At 53.2% G+C, this 23,590-nt stretch carries 14 protein-coding genes, 7 tRNA genes and 3 rRNA genes; 4 read left to right on the forward strand and 20 right to left on the reverse strand.

Going from position 1 to position 23,590, the window contains the following annotated elements; translation table 11 throughout:
- Positions 1–5: 5 nt before the first annotated feature.
- From NST69_RS23650 to NST69_RS23665, 4 genes are all read right to left on the reverse strand, one after another.
- Positions 6–890 carry a carbohydrate ABC transporter permease gene (locus tag NST69_RS23650; protein WP_036732429.1) on the reverse strand — a complete coding sequence of 295 codons (885 nt, stop codon included), beginning with the start codon at positions 888–890 and terminating at the stop codon, positions 6–8.
- 15 nt (positions 891–905) lie between these two features.
- Entirely contained in the window at positions 906–1,892 is a 987-nt protein-coding gene (locus tag NST69_RS23655) for an ABC transporter permease subunit (protein WP_051478672.1), read from the reverse strand.
- 257 nt (positions 1,893–2,149) lie between these two features.
- On the reverse strand, positions 2,150–4,459 hold the full coding sequence (locus NST69_RS23660; RefSeq protein ID WP_342547282.1) for a helix-turn-helix domain-containing protein: 2,310 nt from the start codon (positions 4,457–4,459) through the stop codon (positions 2,150–2,152).
- Between the two features lie 69 nt (positions 4,460–4,528).
- Entirely contained in the window at positions 4,529–5,281 is a 753-nt protein-coding gene (locus NST69_RS23665; protein ID WP_342547283.1) for a GDSL-type esterase/lipase family protein, read from the reverse strand.
- Between the two features lie 133 nt (positions 5,282–5,414).
- Between NST69_RS23665 and NST69_RS23670 the strand changes: the two genes are divergently transcribed.
- Positions 5,415–6,281 (forward strand): AraC family transcriptional regulator, encoded by an 867-nt coding sequence (locus NST69_RS23670; protein WP_340950655.1) that lies wholly within the window; start codon positions 5,415–5,417, stop codon positions 6,279–6,281.
- A gap of 19 nt (positions 6,282–6,300) precedes the next feature.
- Here the strand turns inward: NST69_RS23670 and NST69_RS23675 are convergent, their stop codons facing one another.
- A complete protein-coding gene (locus tag NST69_RS23675) occupies positions 6,301–7,206 on the reverse strand; it encodes an AraC family transcriptional regulator (protein WP_342547285.1) in 906 nt (301 codons plus the stop codon).
- Positions 7,207–7,335: 129 nt separating this feature from the next.
- Between NST69_RS23675 and NST69_RS23680 the strand changes: the two genes are divergently transcribed.
- Both NST69_RS23680 and NST69_RS23685 read left to right on the forward strand, forming a co-directional pair.
- Entirely contained in the window at positions 7,336–9,321 is a 1,986-nt protein-coding gene (locus NST69_RS23680; protein ID WP_342547286.1) for an alpha-amylase family protein, read from the forward strand.
- A 65-nt stretch (positions 9,322–9,386) separates the two neighbouring features.
- Entirely contained in the window at positions 9,387–9,809 is a 423-nt protein-coding gene (locus NST69_RS23685) for a VOC family protein (RefSeq protein WP_339311266.1), read from the forward strand.
- Positions 9,810–9,830: 21 nt separating this feature from the next.
- Here the strand turns inward: NST69_RS23685 and NST69_RS23690 are convergent, their stop codons facing one another.
- On the reverse strand, positions 9,831–10,715 hold the full coding sequence (locus NST69_RS23690; protein WP_340950653.1) for a LysR family transcriptional regulator: 885 nt from the start codon (positions 10,713–10,715) through the stop codon (positions 9,831–9,833).
- Positions 10,716–10,856: 141 nt separating this feature from the next.
- Here NST69_RS23690 and NST69_RS23695 point away from each other — a divergent pair, with 141 nt between their 5' ends.
- The gene (locus NST69_RS23695; RefSeq protein ID WP_339311270.1) at positions 10,857–11,804 is read left to right on the forward strand and encodes a hydroxyacid dehydrogenase; all 948 of its coding nucleotides are present in this window, start codon (positions 10,857–10,859) and stop codon (positions 11,802–11,804) included.
- Between the two features lie 70 nt (positions 11,805–11,874).
- On the opposite strand, the gene NST69_RS23700 is transcribed toward NST69_RS23695, so the two are convergent.
- The 14 genes from NST69_RS23700 to thrB form a co-directional block, all read right to left on the reverse strand.
- Positions 11,875–11,953 (reverse strand) — tRNA-Leu (locus tag NST69_RS23700).
- Positions 11,954–12,019: 66 nt separating this feature from the next.
- Positions 12,020–12,096, reverse strand: a tRNA-Arg gene (locus NST69_RS23705).
- Positions 12,097–12,102: 6 nt separating this feature from the next.
- A tRNA-Gly gene (locus NST69_RS23710) sits at positions 12,103–12,177 on the reverse strand.
- Between the two features lie 32 nt (positions 12,178–12,209).
- Positions 12,210–12,287 (reverse strand) — tRNA-Asp (locus NST69_RS23715).
- Positions 12,288–12,296: 9 nt separating this feature from the next.
- Positions 12,297–12,370: transfer RNA gene (locus NST69_RS23720), tRNA-Met, on the reverse strand.
- A 40-nt stretch (positions 12,371–12,410) separates the two neighbouring features.
- Positions 12,411–12,486: transfer RNA gene (locus NST69_RS23725), tRNA-Val, on the reverse strand.
- A gap of 187 nt (positions 12,487–12,673) precedes the next feature.
- Positions 12,674–12,748 (reverse strand) — tRNA-Glu (locus NST69_RS23730).
- A gap of 821 nt (positions 12,749–13,569) precedes the next feature.
- Positions 13,570–13,686: ribosomal RNA gene (gene rrf / locus NST69_RS23735) — 5S ribosomal RNA — on the reverse strand.
- A 145-nt stretch (positions 13,687–13,831) separates the two neighbouring features.
- A 23S ribosomal RNA gene (locus NST69_RS23740) occupies positions 13,832–16,757 on the reverse strand.
- 250 nt (positions 16,758–17,007) lie between these two features.
- Positions 17,008–18,568, reverse strand: a 16S ribosomal RNA gene (locus NST69_RS23745).
- The 16S, 23S and 5S rRNA genes sit together here, the layout of an rRNA operon.
- 463 nt (positions 18,569–19,031) lie before the next feature.
- Positions 19,032–20,576 (reverse strand): LysM peptidoglycan-binding domain-containing protein, encoded by a 1,545-nt coding sequence (locus tag NST69_RS23750; RefSeq protein ID WP_340950649.1) that lies wholly within the window; start codon positions 20,574–20,576, stop codon positions 19,032–19,034.
- 214 nt (positions 20,577–20,790) lie between these two features.
- Positions 20,791–21,672: a branched-chain-amino-acid transaminase gene (gene ilvE / locus NST69_RS23755; RefSeq protein WP_209877020.1), complete on the reverse strand. Its 882-nt coding sequence runs from the start codon at positions 21,670–21,672 to the stop codon at positions 20,791–20,793.
- A gap of 4 nt (positions 21,673–21,676) precedes the next feature.
- The gene (pheA, locus tag NST69_RS23760; protein ID WP_036725885.1) at positions 21,677–22,564 is read right to left on the reverse strand and encodes a prephenate dehydratase; all 888 of its coding nucleotides are present in this window, start codon (positions 22,562–22,564) and stop codon (positions 21,677–21,679) included.
- Entirely contained in the window at positions 22,561–23,541 is a 981-nt protein-coding gene (thrB, locus tag NST69_RS23765) for a homoserine kinase (RefSeq protein WP_036725886.1), read from the reverse strand. The genes pheA and thrB overlap by 4 nt, the downstream gene beginning before the upstream one ends.
- Between the last annotated feature and the right edge of the window lie 49 nt (positions 23,542–23,590).

The following is a 23,590-nucleotide window of genomic DNA, read 5'->3' on the forward strand; positions in this document are numbered from 1 at the left end:
GTATGTTAACCCTTTAGGGAGCCAACCGTAAGCCCTTTGACGAAAAACCGCTGAAAGAACGGGAAGATGACCAGCATCGGTCCGCCGGCCAGTACGGCAATCGCCATCCGCGCGGAGCTGTTGGGGAAGCTGCTCAGATCAATGCCAAGCTGCCCGGTAAATTCAGAGTTCGTCGTGAGAAACTCGATGCTGTTGAGCGTCCGCACCAGCAGAAGCTGCAGCGGCACCTTGTTCGGATCATCAATGTAGAGCATCGCGTTAAACCATTCGTTCCAGTAGGTGAAGGAAATCAGCAGGCCCAGAGTAGCCAGCGCAGGCGTTGAGAGCGGCAGGATGATCCGGAAGAAAATACGGAATTCCCGTGCGCCGTCGATTTTGGCCGATTCGATGATCTCCAGCGGGATCTTGGACATGAAGCCCTTCATGACCATAATGTTGAACGGCGACAGCAGGATGGGCAGAATCAGCGCCAGCAGGCTGTCCTTCAGATGCAGATATTGCGTAATCAGAATGTAGGAAGGAACGAGCCCCCCGCTGAACAGCATGGTGAAAAATACATAAAAGGTCGTCGCCCGGTTATACCGGTAATCCTGCCTTGAAATCACGTATGCCGTCATCGCGGTCAGCAGCAGCCCGGTCAGCGCACCGATGATGGTTATCGTGAAGGTCACGCCATAGGCCCGGAGCAGGATGTCAGGCGCGTCCAGCAGATAGCGGTAGGCATCCAGACTGAAGGACTCGGGGATGAACTGGTACCCGTTTGCAGTCAGCGACTTTTCATCCGTCAGTGAGACTGCGATGACCAGCACAAACGGCAGAATGACCACCAGCGACAGCACCGTAAACAGCAGATTAATGAACAGCTTGGAAAATTCGAATGTTTTGCCCATGCTCAGGGCACCTCCTTACCACAGGGAATTATCGGGATCGACCTTGCGCACAATTCCGTTGGCCGTCAGCACCAGCACCAGACCGACCACCGACTGGTAGAAGCCTGTAGCCGCAGACATGCTTACATTGCCGACTTCACGCAGCGCGCGGTACACATAGGTATCAATGATGTCAGTAGAGCCGTAGAGAAAGCCCGAGTTGTTCGGGATGAAATAATGCAGGCCGAAGTCGCCGCGGAACATATTGCCGATAGACAGGATCAGCATAATGATGATGATCGGGGCCATCAGGGGAATCGTGATTTTGAAGGCCATCTGCCGCTTGGTCGCCCCGTCGATCCGCGCCGCCTCGTAATATTCGCTGTTAATGCCGATAATGCCGGCAAAATAAATCAGCGTGTTGAACCCCACCACCTTCCATAGCTGGACCAGAATAAGTATCACCGGCCACGGCCCGGCATCCTGGTACCAGCTCACCGGGTTAAGCCCGAAGGATTCGAGGGTGCGGTTGATAAATCCGTCCGAATGGTTCAGGAAGGCGTACGCCACATAACCTACAAGCACCCAGGACAGGAAATGCGGCAGAAACAGGGCCGTCTGGTAGAACTTGCTCCATTTCGCCTTGATTTCGTTCATCAGAATCGCCAGCAGCAGCGCTGCCGAGGTCCCCACCAGAATGTACGCGGTATTATATAGAACCGTATTACGGGTGATCCGCCACGCCGTATCCGTAGTGAATAAGTAACGGAAATTGTCCAGTCCCACCCACTTGCTGCCGAAGATCCCGAGATCGTACCTGTAGTTCTTGAAGGCGATAATCAGGCCGATCATTGGAATATAGGCAAAAATCAATTTGTACAGCAGTCCCGGCAGCGAGAGCAGAAACAGCTCCCGGTTGTTCCGGAAATGGTGAAGCTCCCTTCCGATCCAGGTCTTTTTGCGCGTTGCCGCAGGCGCACCCGGACTTGCTTGTTGTTCCGCCAGTGGAACCTTATTCAACATAACCAAAGCCCCTTCCTTTCCTTCCTTAGCTGCAGCTGTCTGCCTGTGTCCCAGGCTTTGCACGACTAACATAGCGCAGAACCAGGCCACTGCGTTACTGTACAATTGCAAGATTGCTGTAGATCCGGGCTGTATTGTTGCCAGATTCCTGCTCCGGCCGGGCCGTGGCATGCATCGCGCAGCAAAAAGCCCGCTATAGGAACAATGTCCATTAGCGGGCCTGGCTTAAGGCTGAAAAACCTGTTTATTGGCTTGGTTTATTTGCTGCGTTCAATGGCCGATTTCAGGCGGTATTCCTTCGGCGTGGTGCCGTAGCGGCGTTTGAACAGGCGGTAGAAATAGCTTTCATTCCCGAACCCGACTTTCTCCATAATCTCTGTCACGGTCAGGTCCTTCTGCTCCAGATACTCTCTGGCGCAGGCCAGGCGGGCTGCGTTGATCTGATCAACCACCGTCGTTCCTTCCTGCGCCTTGAACACCTGGCCCAGATAGACGGAGCTCATCTTGAGCATGTCGGCGATGCGCTGCACATTAAGGTCAGGATCGGCGTAATGCTTATCAATAATTTCCTTCACGGTCTCCGCCAGCAGCCTGTTCTTATCCTCGCGCCCGCTCCGCCGCTGCTCAGCGACCTCACGCACCACCTCCAGGAGCACAGCCTCGATCTCATCCAGCGTTTCCTTTTCCAGAATACGGCGGTTGACGGCCTGCAGGTTGACCGAGACCGGGTTGACGTTGCGGCTGTTCATCTCGCCAAGCGTGTTGCTTAGCGTAACCGCAAGATGAAGCACCGCAGAGAACATATTCTCGTAGCTGAAGCTGCCCAGCAGCTCCCTCCATTTGCGGATCGTCTGCTCCGTCTCTACCAGATCCCCGCCCTTCAGCCCCTCCGTCAGCTGCCGTTCCAGCTCCTGCGGGATACGAAGGGATTCATTTGCCTCATTCTCCCGGAGCATCCCCGGCTCAAGCACTGCCCCCTTGCCGTAGATCATCCGGTAGCCGGAGTGGCGGATGGCCAGATTGTAATGCGCCGTGATGCTGCGGTAATCCGTGAAGACCTCGCTTAGCGTGACTGTAAAAGTAATATGATAATAGTTGCCGATCGTCTGCTGAAGCTCCCTGAACCGTTCCTCCAGCTTCTCCAGTTCCCTGTCGTCACTCCCGGCAATAAAGACCAGATGGCCGCTCTTCATATCGGCCGCTTCACAAGTGCCTTCCAGCCGCAGCTGCTCCTGGCCGATGTTAGCAATGGCGAAATACAGCAGGGACTCCATCGGCAGCCCCGGTTCGGAGGCCAGCCCCTGCAGATTATCAATCTGCACCAGCGCCAGACGGAGCGGAGACGGATAAGCGATGTCAATGCCATGCTGCTCCCTGAGCTGCCTGAAGGCAGCCTCATCCATGCTGTGGCTGGACCCGATCAGGCTGCGCAGCTGATAGAGCTTGGCAATATTCGACTGCGAGGCCCGCTCCAGCTCAAGCCCCTTCAGCTTGCTGATCATCTCGGTCACATTAGCCGCAATCAGCGACAGCTCATCCTTCGCCTGCGGAGTGCCGTGCGCCTCCTGCGGCACCAGCGTCAGCAGCTGGCCGACCGGCTTATACAGCCGCACCGCAAAGAACACGGACAACAGCACGGCCAGCAGAACAACAGACAGCGTAACCGCGATTTCCGTCCATTTCATCTGCCGGACGCTGCCCAGCACAACATCGTAATCCTGCATGCTGACAATCTGCCAGTTGTTCAGCGCTTTGCTCAGATAAGTGACCTTATACTTCCTGTCTTCATGTGTATAATTGAAGGAATCCAGCGGCTTGCCCGAGGCGCTGATCCGCGGCAGCAGCTCACCCCTGATATTCAGCCCGGCAGGAAGCAGGCCGTCCGTAGAAATAAGCACCTCACCCTCGCTGTCCGTTACGAACAGGACATCATTCTGCCGCTCGGCCACCTGGTTAAGCGCTTTCATATTATCCAGCATCCACCCCGGCTTCACCGTCAATATCAGCACGTTGTCATTGATTGAACCCAGCGACTCCCCGTCATACAGGAAGAAGGCAAAGACGTCTATGCCCCCGCCCTTTCCGTCAAGGTCCAGGGGAATCAGCTGCAGCTTGGGCAGATCCGCCCGGGAGCCCATGTAACCCTTCAGGGAATCGTACAGAACGCGGTTATCAATCTCATGATTCAGCGACGAGAAGAACCGGTGCTGGGCGCCGTTATAGAACACGGCAGCGTGCAGATAAGGGGAAGCCGCCACGGTATGATTCAGGCGCTCGATCTTGAGAATGCTCTGCCTGTAATCCGCACCTGACTTCAGGGCCAGCAGCTCCTCATCATTGTATAGAGATACGGCCAAATCCTTAACGATGCCGTTCATGTTCTCTATGTTGTAATTAATCTGGGTCAGCAGCTTGCGGTCTGCCTCGTTCTGCAGGCTGAGCACCTTGCTGCGGGCACCTGAGTTCACAAACAGCGAAGCGGCCGCCAGTGTGGCGACAACAAGCATGAAGCTGAGCAGAATCCGCTGTAAATATTTGCGCGAGCGGATTGTCTGAAGTATATTCATGGTCCTCTCTCCCGGCTCTTAGGGTGACACTACTATAATCCCGCGCTATTTTGCTTGTCAATCAGGGGTTCAGGAACAGGGCTGCTCCCGGAGTCCGTCCGGATCCTGGCGGAATAACTCCCGCAGCAGCACCTGCGCCATGATCCGGTGACCGGACAGATCCGGGTGGATACCGTCCCCGTAGCGGTAAGAGGCATGAAGCAGCCGCTCATGCCGGATATGCTCCAGCAGCGGTGTACGTATGTCGATGACACCGTCTGCAGGACAGCCGCCGGAGATCAGCCAGTCCGCATAACGCTCCAATACACGGTCATAATCCCGGTAAGGCGCGAGATAGCTGAAATCAGCCGCCTCTGCGGGCTGCAGCGGACCGTCCATCGAGGCGGCGTGAAACGGCGGCGGTGTCAGCAGCACGGCAGCGGCTCCTGCTTCACGGATAAGAGCGCTCAGACGCTTCATCCCGGACTGATAGGCTGCAAAGCGCGCTTCCGAGAAGGGATGATAGATCCCGTCATTCATCCCGTAACAGGCAACGGCCACATCGGGACTGGCCGCCGCCAGCTCGCCTGCCAGCCGGTCATGGACACAGGGCCGCGGAAATGGATGCGCGGCTTCGCTGAGTCCCGAGACGGTCTCGCTGGGAACCCCGCACGCAAGCAGTTCCACCGCCAGCTCCGGCCGGTGCCTGCTTAAGCCTTCCCGGAACAGGCCGATATACCGGCCGTCTGCCGTAATACTGTCCCCGAGGAACAGGATCCGCAGATTTCCGGTACTTGGTTTTTCTTTATGATTCAGTACGCTGTGATTTAGTAAATGAAGCATTTTTTTCCCTCCTGACCATTACGCAGGTCCCCCCGGCTGTCCCCAGCCAGGCAAATATGCCCGCAATCTAATGGTAGCGCCGCCCGCCGTTCTCCGCCTTGACGATCCCGACCTTCTTTAGCATAATATTGCCATGACAACCAAAATACTAGCGCGGGACATTGGACTTGAGCCCGGCTTCACCTTCAGAATCCAGAAGTGCCCGCTGACCCATGATTACTACGTCCACAGCCATGACTTCTCCGAGCTAGTCGTCATTCTGTCGGGAAACGCCGTGCATATCATTGAAGGGAGAGAGTATCCGGTTACCGCCGGGCAGGTTTTTCTGATCCACAGCAACGTTTCCCATGGCTACAAGAATGTCGAGGGCATCGAATACGTCAATGTGATGTTCCAGCCTGAACAGCTGCTCCAGCAGTCCGAGCTCAGACTGCTGCCGGGGTTCCAGGCATTATTCTATATCGAGCCGTTCTACCGGAAGGAGATGTACTTCAAGGGCATGCTCTCCCTGGAAGCCGGGCAGCTCCAGGAGGCGACACGGCTGCTGGATGACATTCTGGAAGAGCATGACCGTCAGCCTGAAGGATACCGGCTGATGATCCGCACCTATTTCACCGCCTTGGTAGGCATGCTCTCACGTTATTATCAGAATAGCAGCGGCCATGAGGATAACAAGGCGCTGCGGATCGGTGAGACGGTCACCTATATCGAGGAGCATTTCCTGCAGCCGGTCACCCTGCAGTCCATGGCGGATATGGCCTATATGTCCACCCGCCAGTTCCTGAGAGTGTTCACCCGCAACTACCAGACCACGCCGATGGATTATGTGATCCGCAAGCGGCTGGATTATTCCTGCACGCTGCTGCGCAGCCCCGGCCTGAGCGTCTCCCAGGTGGCGATGGACAGCGGCTTCCATGACCAGAATTACTACTCACGCCAGTTCCGCAAAGTATTCAACTGCACCCCCACCCAGTACCGCGAGCGAATCCAGAATTCCTGACCTTATCCCCGGCCATTGCTCAGATTTCCTCCGTATCGGCGGCAGCCTCATCCCGCATGCGCAGCCGCCGCCGGTAGGCCCCGGGGGTGACACCGAACCTCATGCTGAACAGGCGTGTCATATAGTTCGGGTCCTGAATACCGACCCGTTCGGCAATTTCAGCAATGTCCAACACCGTACCGCCAAGCAGCTTCCTCGCTTCCTCCAGGCGCCGCTGCAGCACATACTGCAGCGGCGTCGTGCCGATATGCTGCTTCATGCACCTCGTAATATAATCCGCCTGGAAATGCAGCTCCTCCGCAAGCCCGGCCAGATGAAACGGCTGTCTCCAGTGGACATCCAGATAAGCAGCGGCAGCCCGGGCCAGCCGGGCCGCCGGCTCCGGCTGGCCCGTCCGCTGGCATTCCGCCTGCAGCGCCGCCAGCAGACCGGCCAGCAGCAGCTGGAGCCGGAGTGCATTCTCTGCGCTCAGCCGGCTGTGAATCTCGTTCATCTCCTGCAATACCGGCTCCAATGCCTCTATATCAACCGGGGCGAATTTGGGCAGGTACAGGCGCTGCTGCGCAGACGGCTCCTCATCCTCCACCGTTCCCTTAGCCAGCAGTGAAGACCAGGGGATCTCCCCGCGCCGGATATATCCCGGCTTATGCTCATGGATGAAGTGCACCCAGTAAATTTCCGTATCCTCCGCACAGGCCCGGTACCCGTCATGCGGTCTTCCCGCTTCCAGCACCAGCAGTTGTCCCGCACCCACTGCGTATTCCTTGCTTTCCTCTGCCATATAGAGCGTTCCCCGCTTGACCAGCAGCAGATCGTACACACCGAACGTGCGGGCGAAATGCCGGTCCCCCGGAGACCAGACCGCATGTCCCACCGTAACCAGCTGCGGCAGCGGGGGAATCGCAAATTCCAGGCACAGCATCATAGCTCCCCCTTGTCTCAGGTCGATTTTGTGCTATTCAAAGTCTATATTATCACTGGCTGCCACGGCGGAAAAGAGGTACATTGACTGGGAATCCGCTTTTCATCCAATTCTCTAAGGGGTTGTGTATCCATGCGTTTCCGTCAGGTTCATCTTGATTTCCATACTTCCGAAGCCATTCCCGGCATCGGGCAGGCCTTCTCCAAATCCCAGTTCCAGTCCATGCTGCGCTCAGGTCACGTAGACTCGGTCACCGTATTCTCCAAATGCCATCACGGCTGGGCCTATCATCCCAGCGACGCCAATGAGATTCATCCCGGCCTCTCCTTTGACCTGCTGGGCGAGATGATTGAAGCCGCTCATGAAATCGGGGTCAAGACCCCGGTCTATCTGTCAGCCGGTCTTGATGAGAAGCTGGCCCGCCGTCATCCGGAGTGGCTGATCCGCGATGCCGAGGACCGTACACGCTGGGTAAAAGACTTCATGACCCCGGGCTACCATGAGTTCTGCCTGAACACGCCTTACCTGGACATCCTGCTGGCCCAGATTCATGAAGCCGTCTCCCGGTACGAGGCAGACGGTATCTTCCTCGACATCGTCGGCGTCCGCAAGTGCCGCTGCCAATACTGCGTCGCCGCCCTGCGGGCAGCCGGCCGGGACCCCCGCGACGAAGCAGCCGTCATCGCCCTCGGCGAGCAGACCTACCTGAATTATGCCCGCCGTGTGCGGGAGACGATTGATGCCGTGAAGCCCGGCCTGCCGGTCTATCATAACAACGGCCATCAGCAGCGGGGACGCCGCGATCTGGTACAGGTCAACAGCCATCTGGAGCTGGAGTCGCTTCCTACCGGAGGCTGGGGGTATGACCATTTCCCGCTGTCGGCACGCTACGCCCAGACGCTCGGTATGGAATTCCTCGGCATGACCGGCAAATTCCATACCTCCTGGGGCGAATTCGGCGGGTATAAGCATCCGAACGCGCTGCGGTTCGAAGCCGCGCTCAGCCTCGCCCATGGCGCCCGATGCTCCATCGGCGACCAGCTTCACCCTTCCGGCTGGATGGATGAAGCGACCTATGCCCTGATCGGCGCCGCCTACAGCGAGGTGGAGGCGAAGGAGGAGTGGTGCAGCGGGGTTACGTCCGTTGCAGATATTGCCGTCCTGTCCCTGGAGGCTGCACGTGAAGCCTGCCCCGGCGGACAGGCACGCAGGGGGGAACGCAATCTGGCCGATGCCGGTGCGGTACGCATACTGACAGAAGGCCATTACCTGTATGACATCGTAGATACGTTCAGCGACTTCACCGCCTACAAAGTGCTGGTGCTGCCCGATGAGGTGCCCGTATGGCCGGAGCTGGCCGACGCGATTGGGGCCTTTACCGCCGGAGGCGGCAAGGTGCTGGCCACCGGACGCTCCGGCCTGAATCCGGAAGGCGATGCTTTTGCACTGAACCTGGGGATCAGCTGGCTGGGGGCCAACCCTTACCGGCCGTCTTACTTCAAGCCCCATTTCACGCCCGGCGCCCTGCTGCCTGCATCCTATGTAATGTACGGCGAGGGTCAGCTGGTGGAACTCTTGGAAGGACAATCGCTCGGTCATCTGGAGAATCCTTATTTCAACCGTGATGTCTTCACCTTCTGCTCGCACCAGCATACGCCGGGTACACAGGAGGATAACGGGCCGGGGATGGTGGAGAGCAGCAGCGGGATCTATATTGCCTGGGATGTATTCAGCGAATATGCGGATGCCGGCCATCTTATCCTGAAGGAAATGGTGCTGCATGCACTGTCGCGTCTGCTTCCGCTTCCTTCCCTTCGCACTACTCTGCCGGCCCGGGGCATAACGACCCTGCAGTACCAGCAGGCAGAGCAGCGCTATGTGCACCACCTGCTCTACGCCGCTCCCGCGCTCAAAGGCCGGATCGAAGTCATCGAGGATATTGTGCCGCTGCAGGACATTTCCGTCAGCCTGCGCCTACCCTCCTCTGATCCCGTACACCGGGTCTATCTGGCCCCGTCGATGACAGAGCTGCAGTTCACCGTCAGCAGCGGGGGCGGGATCACCTACACGATTCCTTACCTGAAGAATCATCAGATGGCGGTAATTGAGCTGGTGTAGATTAGGTCCATTTATAGTAGAATAATAAGAGCTATACCATTGCCTAGAATGAGAGGATGACCGGGATGCTTCAGTCCATTGTGCACATTGCTCTAGTCGTTAAGGATTATGATGAAGCTATAGAATTTTATACCAACAAGCTGAATTTCACATTAGTTGAAGATCTCTATCAGCCCGAGCAGGATAAAAGATGGGTCGTAGTCTCCCCTCCCGGATCATCAGGCACTACCCTTCTGCTGGCCCGGGCGTCGAAGCCTGAACAGGAGTTCTTTATCGGCAATCAGGCAGGCGGACGAGTATTCCTATTTCTGAACACCGATAACTTCTGGCGAGATTATCATGAAATGGTCTCCAGGGGGATTGAATTCGTTAGAGAACCCAAAGAAGAAGCTTATGGAATCGTTGCGGTATTCAAGGATTTGTACGGCAACCTGTGGGACCTGCTGCAGATGAACGCAGACCACCCGATTTCCAAGCGGATACAATGATTGCACAGCACTGCGGCCAGGTCATTGGACTCCAAATGTATCTCGCAGATAGCTATCAAGAATCTGAAGGGGCTCGTGTAACGCCTGGTTTGGAAACTTATGAGTTACCTTATAGCCTACTCTAGGGGGCACTGACACCGCCAGCTTCTGAAGAACAAATTCTCCCATCCCCTTCATATGGGCGCCAATCGAAGCGGGCACAATCGTCCATTGTCTGGCATTCGTCAAAAAAGTAGTGATGAGTCCCGCTGAGTCCAGATGTACACGGGACGGACACAGCGGGTCCCACCACTGGTCATGTCTGAATTGAAACTCCCGATTCCAATTGACGAGGACTTCATGCTCTGCCGCCAATTCTTCCATTTCCACCGTATCTCCAGCCTGCCGCCCTGGCACAGCCAAGCGCAACAGCACCATTTCTTCAGTGAAAAACGGTTGAACAGTAACGCTAGGCGACACAATTTCCCGTACCACAAACGCCACATCCATCTCACGCCGCTCAATACTATCAAAAGCCTCCTGAGTATGCTGCGTACGAATCTGCAATCGGATGGACGGAGTATGCTGATTAAGCATTCTATATACCGGAGGCAAGACAAAGTGGCTTATACTTTCGGCAGCGCTTATGGCCAGACTTAACTGCGAACCATTCGCCTTTAAAATTTGAGTTTCCCTCCAGAGCGCCTCCCATCTTTCCGCAATACTAAAAAAGTTCTCCCCTTTTGGGGTCAGGCTGATTTTGGCTGCCCCTTTTCTTCGCTCCACTAACAGTCCGCCCATCCCTTGCTCTAATGTCTTTAAGCGGTAACTTACCGTTGCTTGTGACAGATGCAGCAGATCGGCCGCTTTACTTATACTCCCAGTCCGTACGATAGCTAAAAACGCTTCTATCCCAGGAAAATACATAGAATACCTCCTCAATATATAGAAAATATTAATATAGTTCACAAAATATTTGCGTTTTACAACATTATTCTTTATGTCTAAAATTATCATTAACACAGACAAGGGGTCAAATAGTCCAGGTTATGAAAAGGTGGTTTAGCTATGAAGGTTCTCATCGTTGGTCATTTTAACGAAACTGCACAATCAAAGATTACCGGGTATTTTCCGCAAGACTGGAACGTTATCATTGTCCCGCCTGGACAAGATATGCTGCATCATATTGAAGATTGTCAGGTCCTCATTCCTGAACATATCCAAGTGGACCCTAGCCTGCTGGCTAGCGCCAAAAAATTAAAATTGGTACAGACAGGTGCAGGTTATGATAATGTCGATATCCCTGCCTGCACACAGCTCGGCATTTGGGTGGCCAATGCTGCAGGAGTGAACGCACAGGCCGTGGCCGAGCAGGTAATGGCACTAATGCTGGCTTATTATAAAAACATCCCGTTTCTTGATCATTTCATGAAAAACAGGATGGATGAACATCACTTGGAGTACACAGGAAGTGAATTAGAGGGCAAAACCATGGGGATTATCGGGCTGGGCGCTATCGGAAAAAAGGTAGCTGCGTTTTGCAGCGCTTTTGATATGAATGTGTTGGCTTATGCGAGAAATACCGAAGCGCCATCGGACGGCATAGTGAAAATGACCGATTTCGATACACTCCTAAGCACATCCGACATCGTCAGTGTTCACGTACCCTTGACTGAGCAAACCAAGCACCTGATGAACCAAGAAGTCTTCAAGAAAATGAAGGATACTGCTATTTTTATCAATACCGCCCGCGGGGGGATTGTCAACGAAAGAGACTTGCTGGACGCATTAAAAAACGGAGATATTTCCGGAGCCTGCCTGGATGTGTATGAATCCGAACCGCTTCCTATAGACAGTGAGCTCCGCACGCTGGATAACGTGATCCTTACTCCCCATACCGCAGGAATGCCTGACGGCCGGAAATTCCACCAAAAAAGATATGATTTCTTCATAAAGAATATAAAACGTGTACAATACGGGGAAGAACCTGAAAGCAGGCTAAATCAGTTAATATAGTTTCAGTGCAATAAAAACAAAAAAGGTTTATGACATTGTCCAAAATACAATGTCATAAACCTTTTGGTAGTACCGGCGAGAGGACTCGAACCTCCACGGTTTCCCACTCGATTTTGAGTCGAGCGCGTCTGCCATTCCGCCACGCCGGCTTAATATCATATATATCCATCATGGATAATTAAATTTAAAATGAAAAACATTCAATAAAGTAATAATGGCGCGCCCTGAGAGATTCGAACTCCCGGCCTTTTGATTCGTAGTCAAACGCTCTATCCAGCTGAGCTAAGGGCGCAAAATATGGAGCGGACGACGGGAATCGAACCCGCGACCCTCGCCTTGGCAAGGCGATGCTCTACCGCTGAGCCACGTCCGCACACGGTATGTATTCAACTGCTTTAATGAAAATGGCGGAACCGACGGGATTCGAACCCGCGATCTCCTGCGTGACAGGCAGGCATGTTAGGCCAACTACACCACGGTTCCAAGATAATATTGCGGGGGCAGGATTTGAACCTGCGGCCTTCGGGTTATGAGCCCGACGAGCTACCGGGCTGCTCCACCCCGCGTCAGTAAAAAAATATTCTCTTCTAGCTTGCAAAGTCTGCATGGTGGAGGCTGAGGGGTTCGAACCCCCGACCCTCTGCTTGTAAGGCAGATGCTCTCCCAGCTGAGCTAAGCCTCCATCGAAGAAGCAACTTAATGATCATAACACATTTTCATAAGATATACAACCATTAATTTATTAAAGAAGAAAGTGGTGACTCGTATGGGATACTCTCCACTCCGTTACGAGATTGCGAAGTATTCCTTACGATGCCTATGCTTCAACGAACCCAGGGAATTCTCATCCCATAATTCAAAGAAGAAAATGGTGACTCGTATGGGATTCGAACCCATGTTACCTCCGTGAAAGGGAGGTGTCTTAACCCCTTGACCAACGAGCCAGATAAGCAAACAATCTTTCGACAACAAAAAATATTATATCAGATAAAATAGATTAATACAATAGAAATATTATTATTCTATTCATTACTTAGCGGATTCTCCACCAAAGCCATAATAATCTCGGCAACCACGGAAATAGACTTATGTTCAGTATCTACATCACATGCAAAGAGCTTATTCTCATGCCCTCTAAGACATCTCTCCATCTGTAAAGCGCCCCAGGGACTCCTGCCTTCATCACGGCTCTCCAGTCAACTGTATAGAGTCTCAGAGGAAGCAGACAAGGTTAAATGACGGACATCTCGTCCCTCGCGTCTCAGCCTGCCCACAATCTCTATGAAATACTCTTCTTCCACTAGTACTGCATCAGATTAAAAATAGTGGAGCAGACGCAATTCCTCTTCAAATTACTTCTTTTTTCCAATCGGGAGTTGTTCTTCAGGGGCGTTTGGCTTAGCGTAACGGACTGAGGTGCTCTTATTTGGGAAGAAAGTCGTCAATTGGGCGAGTAACGGACTCCACAGGCCTTATCCTTTGTACTTCAGCTCCGAAACATCTCATAGAGAGACGATAAGGTCGCCTGAGTCCGTTAAGCTGCAAAAAGTGGTGTTTTCGCGGGGATAAGATCTCTCCGGTCCGTTAGATTTTGGGTTGATAAGGTTTAACAAGCTTATTCATCCTTTTCATCCTTTTAGATCTGATGAGGTACTAGTGTCATAGGTAATGCTTCCGCCATAGCCTGAATCCAGGTATATCAGCATCGAATAGATAAAGTCACGCAACAAAAAACCACCATTGATAATCAACAGTGGTCTTAAGTGCTTGGCAACGTCCTACTCTCCCAGGACCCTTCGGTCCAAGTACCATCGGCGCTGGAGGGCTTAACGGTCGTGTTCGGGATGGGTACGTGTGGAACCCCTCCGCTATCGCCACCAAACGGGCATTTACAGCGTAAATGCTTCAGGAAATTGATTCCTGAAAACTGAATCCGAAACGAATCTGCGTTTGCCCTTCTTACGGGGCCCCCGGAAAGTATTCGGAATCCGCTTCGTCAGCGTCATCTTCACTTTTTGGGGTAGCTTTTGGATAAGCCCTCGACCGATTAGTATTGGTCAGCTCCATGCATTACTGCACTTCCACCTCCAACCTATCTACCTCGTCGTCTTCAAGGGGTCTTACTAATTGGGAAATCTCATCTTGAGGGGGGCTTCACGCTTAGATGCTTTCAGCGCTTATCCCGTCCGTACGTAGCTACTCAGCCATGCTCCTGGCGGAACAACTGATGCACCAGCGGTACGTCCATCCCGGTCCTCTCGTACTAAGGACAGCTCCTCTCAAATTTCCTGCGCCCACGACAGATAGGGACCGAACTGTCTCACGACGTTCTGAACCCAGCTCGCGTACCGCTTTAATGGGCGAACAGCCCAACCCTTGGGACCTACTTCAGCCCCAGGATGCGATGAGCCGACATCGAGGTGCCAAACCTCCCCGTCGATGTGGACTCTTGGGGGAGATAAGCCTGTTATCCCCAGGGTAGCTTTTATCCGTTGAGCGATGGCCCTTCCATGCGGTACCACCGGATCACTAAGTCCGACTTTCGTCCCTGCTCGACTTGTAGGTCTCGCAGTCAAGCTCCCTTATGCCTTTGCACTCTGCGAATGATTTCCAACCATTCTGAGGGAACCTTTGAACGCCTCCGTTACTCTTTAGGAGGCGACCGCCCCAGTCAAACTGCCCGCCTGACACGGTCCCCGTACCCGATGAGGGCACTAGGTTAGAACCTAGATACGATCAGGGTGGTATCCCAACGGCGCCTCCGCAGAAGCTTGCGCTCCTGCCTCCACGGCTCCCACCTATCCTGTACAGATCGTACCCAAATTCAATATCAAGCTGCAGTAAAGCTCCATGGGGTCTTTCCGTCTTGTCGCGGGTAACCTGCATCTTCACAGGTATTAAAATTTCACCGGATCTCTCGTTGAGACAGCGCCCAAGTCGTTACGCCATTCGTGCGGGTCAGAATTTACCTGACAAGGAATTTCGCTACCTTAGGACCGTTATAGTTACGGCCGCCGTTTACTGGGGCTTCGGTTCACAGCTTCGGATTGCTCCTAACCGCTCCCCTTAACCTTCCAGCACCGGGCAGGCGTCAGCCCGTATACTTCGCCTTGCGGCTTCGCACAGACCTGTGTTTTTGCTAAACAGTCGCTTGGGCCTTTTCACTGCGGCCCCCTCGGGCTATTCACCCTACCGAGGCACCCCTTCTCCCGAAGTTACGGGGTCATTTTGCCGAGTTCCTTAACGAGAGTTCTTCCGCGCGCCTTAGAATTCTCTTCTCGCCTACCTGTGTCGGTTTGCGGTACGGGCACCTTCTCCTGACTAGAGGCTTTTCTTGGCAGTGTGAGATCATGACCTTCGCTACTATAATTTTCGCTCCCCATCACAGCCCAGCCTTACGATGTGCGGATTTGCCTGCACACCAGCCTCACTGCTTAGACGGACATCCATCAGTCCGCGTCACTACCCTCCTGCGTCACCCCATCGCTCATAGCGGATTACGGTGGTACAGTAATTTCAAACTGTTGTCCTTCGACTACGCCTGTCGGCCTCGCCTTAGGTCCCGACTTACCCTGAGCGGACGAGCCTTCCTCAGGAAACCTTGGGCTTTCGGCGGATCAGATTCTCACTGATCTTTTCGTTACTCATACCGGCATTCTCACTTGTATGCTGTCCAGCGCTCCTTACGGTACACCTTCAACCTACATACAACGCTCCCCTACCCCAGATGCAAAGCATCTAGCCATAGCTTCGGTGGTGTGTTTAGCCCCGTTACATTTTCGGCGCAGAGTCACTCGACCAGTGAGCTATTACGCACTCTTTCAATGGTGGCTGCTTCTAAGCCAACATCCTGGTTGTCTGTGCAACTCCACATCCTTTCCCACTTAACACACACTTGGGGACCTTAGCTGATGGTCTGGGCTGTTTCCCTTTTGACAATGGATCTTAGCACTCACTGTCTGACTCCCGGCAAGAAGTAAATGGCATTCGGAGTTTGACTGAGCTTGGTAACCCTTGCGGGCCCCGCACCCAATCAGTGCTCTACCTCCACCACTCCATTCACCGAGGCTAGCCCTAAAGCTATTTCGGGGAGAACCAGCTATCTCCGAGTTCGATTGGAATTTCTCCGCTACCCCCACCTCATCCCCGCATTTTTCAACATGCGTGGGTTCGGGCCTCCAGTGCGTGTTACCGCACCTTCACCCTGGACAGGGGTAGATCACACGGTTTCGGGTCTACGTCCACATACTTAGTCGCCCTATTCAGACTCGCTTTCGCTGCGGCTCCGGCTTCTCACCTTAACCTTGCATGTTAAACGTAACTCGCCGGTTCATTCTACAAAAGGCACGCCATCACCCATAAAGAGGGCTCTGACTTTTTGTAAGCACACGGTTTCAGGTTCTATTTCACTCCCCTTCCGGGGTGCTTTTCACCTTTCCCTCACGGTACTGTTTCACTATCGGTCGCCAGGTAGTATTTAGCCTTAGCAGATGGTCCTGCTGGATTCATACGGGGTTTCACGTGCCCCGCACTACTCGGGATCCGTCTCGGAGAGAACACAGTTTAGGCTACAGGGCTTTTACCTCTATCGCGGGCCTTTCCAGACCTCTTCGCCTACTCTATTCCTTTGTAACTCCATGTGAGACGTCCCACAACCCCAAGAGGCAAGCCCCTTGGTTTAGGCTGTTCCGCGTTCGCTCGCCGCTACTGACGGAATCACTATTGTTTTCTCTTCCTCAGGGTACTTAGATGTTTCAGTTCCCCTGGTCTGCCTCTGCATTTCCTATGTATTCAGAAATGAGTAACTGCGAATTACCACAGCTGGGTTTCCCCATTCGGACACCCCCGGATCAAAGCTTGCTTACAGCTCCCCGAGGCAGTTTCGTTGTTCGCCACGTCCTTCGTCGGCTCCTGGCGCCTAGGCATCCTCCGTGTGCTCTTAGTAGCTTAACCAATGCGTTTTCCCTAAGGAAAATCGCTAGTATCGCCATTAATATGAAACTTGTTTACACAAGTTCAGCTTAAAGGAATGTTCTAAAACGCAAATTCGTTTCGGTATCCAGTTTTCAAGGATCAAGTTTAAAGATGAGAGCTTAAACTCTCAAAACTGACCAACGAGTGAGTATTCGAACCCAAGGGTTCTATTAGTGGAAGCAAAGCTTCCGATTTGAATGTCTTCATTGCAGAAGACGATTCTCCATAGAAAGGAGGTGATCCAGCCGCACCTTCCGATACGGCTACCTTGTTACGACTTCACCCCAATCATCTACCCCACCTTCGGCGGCTGGCTCCCTTGCGGGTTACCCCACCGACTTCGGGTGTTGTAAACTCTCGTGGTGTGACGGGCGGTGTGTACAAGACCCGGGAACGTATTCACCGCGGCATGCTGATCCGCGATTACTAGCAATTCCGACTTCATGCAGGCGAGTTGCAGCCTGCAATCCGAACTGAGACCGGCTTTGCTGGGATTGGCTCCACCTCGCGGCTTCGCTTCCCGTTGTACCGGCCATTGTAGTACGTGTGTAGCCCAGGTCATAAGGGGCATGATGATTTGACGTCATCCCCACCTTCCTCCGGTTTGTCACCGGCAGTCACTCTAGAGTGCCCAGCTTCACCTGCTGGCAACTAAAGTCAAGGGTTGCGCTCGTTGCGGGACTTAACCCAACATCTCACGACACGAGCTGACGACAACCATGCACCACCTGTCTCAACTTTCCCCGAAGGGCACCTGATGCATCTCTGCTTCGTTAGTTGGATGTCAAGACCTGGTAAGGTTCTTCGCGTTGCTTCGAATTAAACCACATACTCCACTGCTTGTGCGGGTCCCCGTCAATTCCTTTGAGTTTCAGTCTTGCGACCGTACTCCCCAGGCGGAGTGCTTACTGTGTTAACTTCGGCACCAAGGGTATCGAAACCCCTAACACCTAGCACTCATCGTTTACGGCGTGGACTACCAGGGTATCTAATCCTGTTTGCTCCCCACGCTTTCGCGCCTCAGCGTCAGTTACAGCCCAGAAAGTCGCCTTCGCCACTGGTGTTCCTCCACATATCTACGCATTTCACCGCTACACGTGGAATTCCACTTTCCTCTTCTGTACTCAAGTCACCCAGTTTCCAGTGCGACCTCAGGTTGAGCCCAAGGTTTAAACACCAGACTTAAATAACCGCCTGCGCGCGCTTTACGCCCAATAATTCCGGACAACGCTTGCCCCCTACGTATTACCGCGGCTGCTGGCACGTAGTTAGCCGGGGCTTTCTTCTCAGGTACCGTCACTCCGGTAGCAGTTACTCTACCGGACGTTCTTCCCTGGCAACAGAGCTTTACGATCCGAAAACCTTCATCACTCACGCGGCATTGCTCCGTCAGGCTTGCGCCCATTGCGGAAGATTCCCTACTGCTGCCTCCCGTAGGAGTCTGGGCCGTGTCTCAGTCCCAGTGTGGCCGTTCACCCTCTCAGGTCGGCTACGCATCGTCGCCTTGGTGGGCCGTTACCCCACCAACTAGCTAATGCGCCGCAGGCCCATCCCCAAGCAGCAGATTGCTCCGCCTTTCATTCTTCTCTCAGGAGAAAAAAGAAATTATCCGGTATTAGCTACCGTTTCCGGTAGTTATCCCAGGCTTGAGGGCAGGTTGCCTACGTGTTACTCACCCGTCCGCCGCTAAGTCTGAAAGGAAGCAAGCTTCCTCTCAAACTCCGCTCGACTTGCATGTATTAGGCATGCCGCCAGCGTTCGTCCTGAGCCAGGATCAAACTCTCCAAATTGGTATTTAGAAAGAGCGATTGCTCATTTTGAAACATCTGACGAGAATTTACATTCTCATTTTTGGATCTCACCGAAGTGATCTCCAGATACTCACTCGTTGTTCAGTTTTCAAAGATCAAGCTCGTTGTTAGTGTCGATTATCTCGTCACCAGCAACTCTTATAATATAACATGTTCTTCTTCTGAATGCAACACTTATTTTCGATGAAGCAAAGTGTGTATTCATCAGAGCAACATGTCCAACCTTGTGCAAGGCACCCGCCTTGCGATTGGATATATAATATAACATTATATATCCCTGCTAACAACCCTTAATTTCTACTATTTTCGAGATAGTACTATAGACTTTCATAGATATCCTATACAAGCCTCTGTACCTGTATAACCATGCCCCAAAAGCACATGCCGGCCCTCATATCTAGCAGGACCTGCATGTGCAACTCTCCTCTTAGGGACTATCCTCTTAATTGGGAATCCAAGGAGTCTGATTCTTCTTATCTGTACTTGAACGTCCGCTTGAGCTCGAACGCGGCTTGGAGTGGGCCTTATCCTTGGCGGCAGAGTTCTGGCTGGAGGTTTTCGCTTTTGCCGCTGCCGGTTTGGATTTCCCTGGTTTTGTATCCTTTGCTGTTGTGGCCTCAGTGCGCCCCTTATCCGGCACCTCCTCCGCTTCCTCCACTACAGGCTCAGGAATCTGAATCTCGGGTACGCGGTTGTGGGCGAAATTCTCCATGCCCGGATAAGCCGGATATGGCGGAATATTCGATACCATAGGCTGTTCATACATCGGTGACACCGCGTTAGGCATGGCATTCATTCCTCCAGCATAAGGAGAAACCATCCCCATCTGCGGCATGCCGTACACCGGATACCCGTTATACATCGGCTGCTCATAAGGATAGGGCTGAATCGACATTGCGCCGCATCCGCAGGAAGGCCACGGAAGATTAACCTGCTCACTCTGGTACTGCGGAGCAAACGCAGCATTGTCACTGACAGGGCTGACTGCTGACATATTCACATTGTTATAATCCGGTTCTGCATTAGGATACCATGCTCCGGGGTATTGTCCAGGCGGACAAGGATTAACCGGCTGAGCATAGAACGGCGGGCATTCCGGCATAAACGCTGCAGGCTGAACATAACTTGGAGCGTTATTCATATTGTTCATATTCATATTGTTCATATTCATATTGGCCATTGGCTCATATACGGGATACACGGGTGCATAATTCATAAAATACGGATTCTCGCTAAGGCCGGGATAGCCATCGCTCTTTCCCCAGGGCGAGGTTTTACCCTCATCCCAGGCGGCAGGCTGAACCTCTGACTTATGATGCACTTCTTTGGTTTTCTCTTCCTGTGCGGGAACAGAGATTTGCACATACAAGCTTTGTTTCTCATAGACGGCTTCCTGAACCGGCTTGACTTCCGGCGCTTTGTTAGGTGCAGGGTTAGGTGCAGGAACCGCCAACGGGATAGGGACTGCTTCTGCAGCAGGTGCAGGAACTGGCGCAGGTGCGGGAGCCGGCTTTTCGATGACACCAGTGTAGGTTTTACCGCCAATCGCCGTTTTATCGACCACTGCCGGAGCGGTGGACTGAGCCTGAATTGGGGTCGTATTAGCTTTTACCGGATCGATGGATTGGGCCTGGATTGGAGAGGTACTGACTTTCTTAGGGATATTCACGACTTCACCCGTCATCAGTGCATTAGGGTTCTTAAGCTGCGGGTTGGCATCAATCATATCCTTGAGTGTAACTCCCCAAGCCTTGGAGAGCTTCCATAAGGTATCGCCTTGCTTGACTGTATGCTTATAGTAGATATCGTTGTTGTCCGGAACAGGCAGAGCTACGGGCGCAGCCGGGATCTTAACCTTGTCTCCTACAGCAAGCACATCTGGATTGGTGATTTGCGGATTGGCCTCGATTATTTTTTGCAGCGGCACTCCATACTTCTGTGATAACGCGAACAGCGAATCACCTTGCTTAACAATGTGTATTTTCACGCAGCATTTACCTCCTAAAAGTATCTATTGATCGGCACTGCACCCCGGTTCAGGGATGATAGCCCTCCAGATTCGGTAGTTGCGGTACAGCCGCCTCCTTCGTTACTACATCTTATGCAGCCCATGGGCGAATGACATCCCTATATGCAAAAAAAATCCTTCCATGCTTGGCATGAAAGGATTTTTCTCTATTCGCTCACGCGAAATTTCTGTACTATTCCCAAACCTTATATCCGTCTTTATCAACCACATTGCGGAATTCTTCCAGCAATTGCAGGGTAATCGGCCCGGCCTGGCCGGAACCAATGACTCTGCCGTCGATCTCACGGGCAGCAATAACTTCAGCCGCTGTTCCGGTGAAGAAGACTTCATCGGCAATATAGACATCATGCATGGTGAACGGCTCTTCCTTCAGCGGCAGTCCCAGCTTCTCACACAGCTCAATGATCGCCAGACGGGTGATCCCCTCCAGGGCACCCAGGTAACAAGGCGGTGTATAGACTACCCCTCTTTTGATAATGAAGATATTATCGCCGGAGCCTTCGGTTACATACCCTTGAGCGTTCATCATGATCGCTTCATCGGCTTCCGCCAGATTCGACTGAATCTTCACCAGAATATTGTTGAGATAGTTCAACGATTTGATCTTCGGATTCAGCGCATCCGGGATATTGCGGCGCTGGGACACCGAAACGGCACGAAGTCCGTTCAGATAAGCCTGTTCCGGGTAGATCGCGAGTTGCTCAACAATGATGATCACACTTGCTTTGGGGCAGCGGCGCGGATCAAGACCCAGGTTGCCGGGACCGCGTGATACGATCAGCCGGATGTAGCCGTCCCGCATTTCGTTCAGGCGGATTGTCTCGGCCATGGCCTCCAGCATCTCATCATAGGCCAGCGGAATGTCCAGCATAATCGACTTCGCCGAATCATACAGCCTGTCCAGATGCTCCTTGCACTTGAAGATGTTGCCGTTATAAATACGGATACCTTCAAAAATTCCGTCTCCATATAAAAAACCGTGATCGAATACGGACACCATTGCCTTGTCCTTCGTTACATGTTGTCCATCCAGATAGATCCATTGCTCAGCCATGAACTTACTGCACCTCCGCTTTCTCTTCCTCATAGGTGTATGTGGGATAGGACCCCAGAATCCGTACCTGACAGCCCAAGGCTTTGATCTCTTCAATCGCACCCGGGAGCAGTACCGATTCTATCGGTTCCAGCACATCAATATAGAAATAATAAGTACCCAGCTTCTTCTTCGTCGGCCGTGATTCAATACGGGACAAGTTCAGCTTACGCCAGGCAAAAGCAGCCAGCACCTGATGCAGTGCACCAGGGAAATCCTCGGGCAGCGTAACAAGAATACTCGTCTTGTCTCCACTGCTCTTCTGCGGAAGCTCCAGCTTCTGCGGACCAACCAGCACGAACCGTGTGTAATTGTTATTATGGTCTGTAATCTGGCGTTCCACAACCTCCAGCCCGTGCGTAGCGGCTCCAAGCGCGGTACCGATGGCAGCCCAGCCTTTACCGGGATTGCCCTTCACAATCTCCACCGCTTCAGAGGTGCTTCCCACAGACTCCAGCTCAGCCCAGGGCATAGCCTTACGGATGAACTGCGTGCATTGCGCCATAGCCACCGGATGGGACAGGATCTTGACAATCTTGGTATAATCCTTGTCCCCGTTCTCCTTCGTGAATTCCTGCGGACAGCTGATCAGATTCTGTATCGACGGGAAAATCCACTCCGCCTGCATCGGCAGGTTCACTTCATTAATGAGCCAGTCGATATGCAGGCTGACCGAGCCTTCTATCGTGTTCTCAATCGGAATGACGCTGTAATCGGTGACTCCGCCAGCCGTGGACAGAAAGACATCGGATATGAGCTTATGATGCTCCAGATGAGCAGGGTTACCGCCAAATAAATGCAGCAGCGCTTCATGCGAGACGGAGCCCTGAGGCAATAACGCTATCGATTTCATGACTGTAATTCTCCTTTTATCATATCCAAAAATGATTCGTTTTGCATCCCGTTTCTTTCAAGCAGCTCTGCCGTGACACCTGTGGTGCATGGGGACAGCCATACGGTACGGGCAGAAATCCCGTTCTCCTGCATAGTCTCTGTCAAAAACAGCTCCAGCTCCTGCTTCCGCGCCTCCTTGCGGTCCACCATGCACAGCAATGTCGGGCCTGCACCGCTAAGCGCAATGCCCAGCGCACCATGGCCGGGCGCTTCCGCCAGCAGCTTCTCCATCCCAGGCACCAGCGGTGCACGGTAGGGCTGATGCAGCCGGTCCTGCATCGCTGTGCCAATCAGGTCCAGCCGGCCTGCGGCTAACGCTGCGGTGAGCAGCGAGGTACGGCTGATATTATGAACAGCATCGCCGAGCGTAACCTCCGCAGGCAGCGCCTCTCTGGCCTTGACGGTCTCCAGCTCGAATTCAGGAATGACCACCAGGAATTCCAGCTCCTGCGGCGGCTCAATCCGGATGTAATCGGCATGCTCGCCATCCCATACGGCCGTAATAATTCCCCCGAAGAGCGACGCTCCGACATTATCGGGATGCTTCTCGATCGCTGTAGCCATATCGAACAGCTTCGCCTGACTCAGCGGTGAACCTATCATAGCATTCGCCGCAGCCAGCGCGCCAATAATGGCCGAAGCACTGCTGCCCAGCCCGCGGGTGAGCGGGATTTCCGAATACATGGAGATGGACAACTCCGGAACCTGGACCCCGGCCTCTGCAAATACCATTTGCGCAACCTTGTAGAGCAGATTGCTTTTGTCCCGGGGAAGACCGGCCATCTCATCTCCATACAGATGAAACACCGTTTCAGCGGCTTCCTCCATTTCAATCCAGGCATACAGCGACAGAGCCATGCCCAGCGTATCGAAGCCCGGACCGAGGTTGGCCGTGCTCGCAGGAACCTTCACTCTAGACCTTCCGTAAATACTCATGGCGGGTAAATCTCCTTCATTATATTTGCGCGCAAGCCCTGTATTCCAT

Origin of the sequence: Paenibacillus sp. FSL P2-0089, assembly GCF_038595095.1 — a bacterium.
Classification (GTDB): domain Bacteria; phylum Bacillota; class Bacilli; order Paenibacillales; family Paenibacillaceae; genus Paenibacillus_AQ; species Paenibacillus_AQ silagei.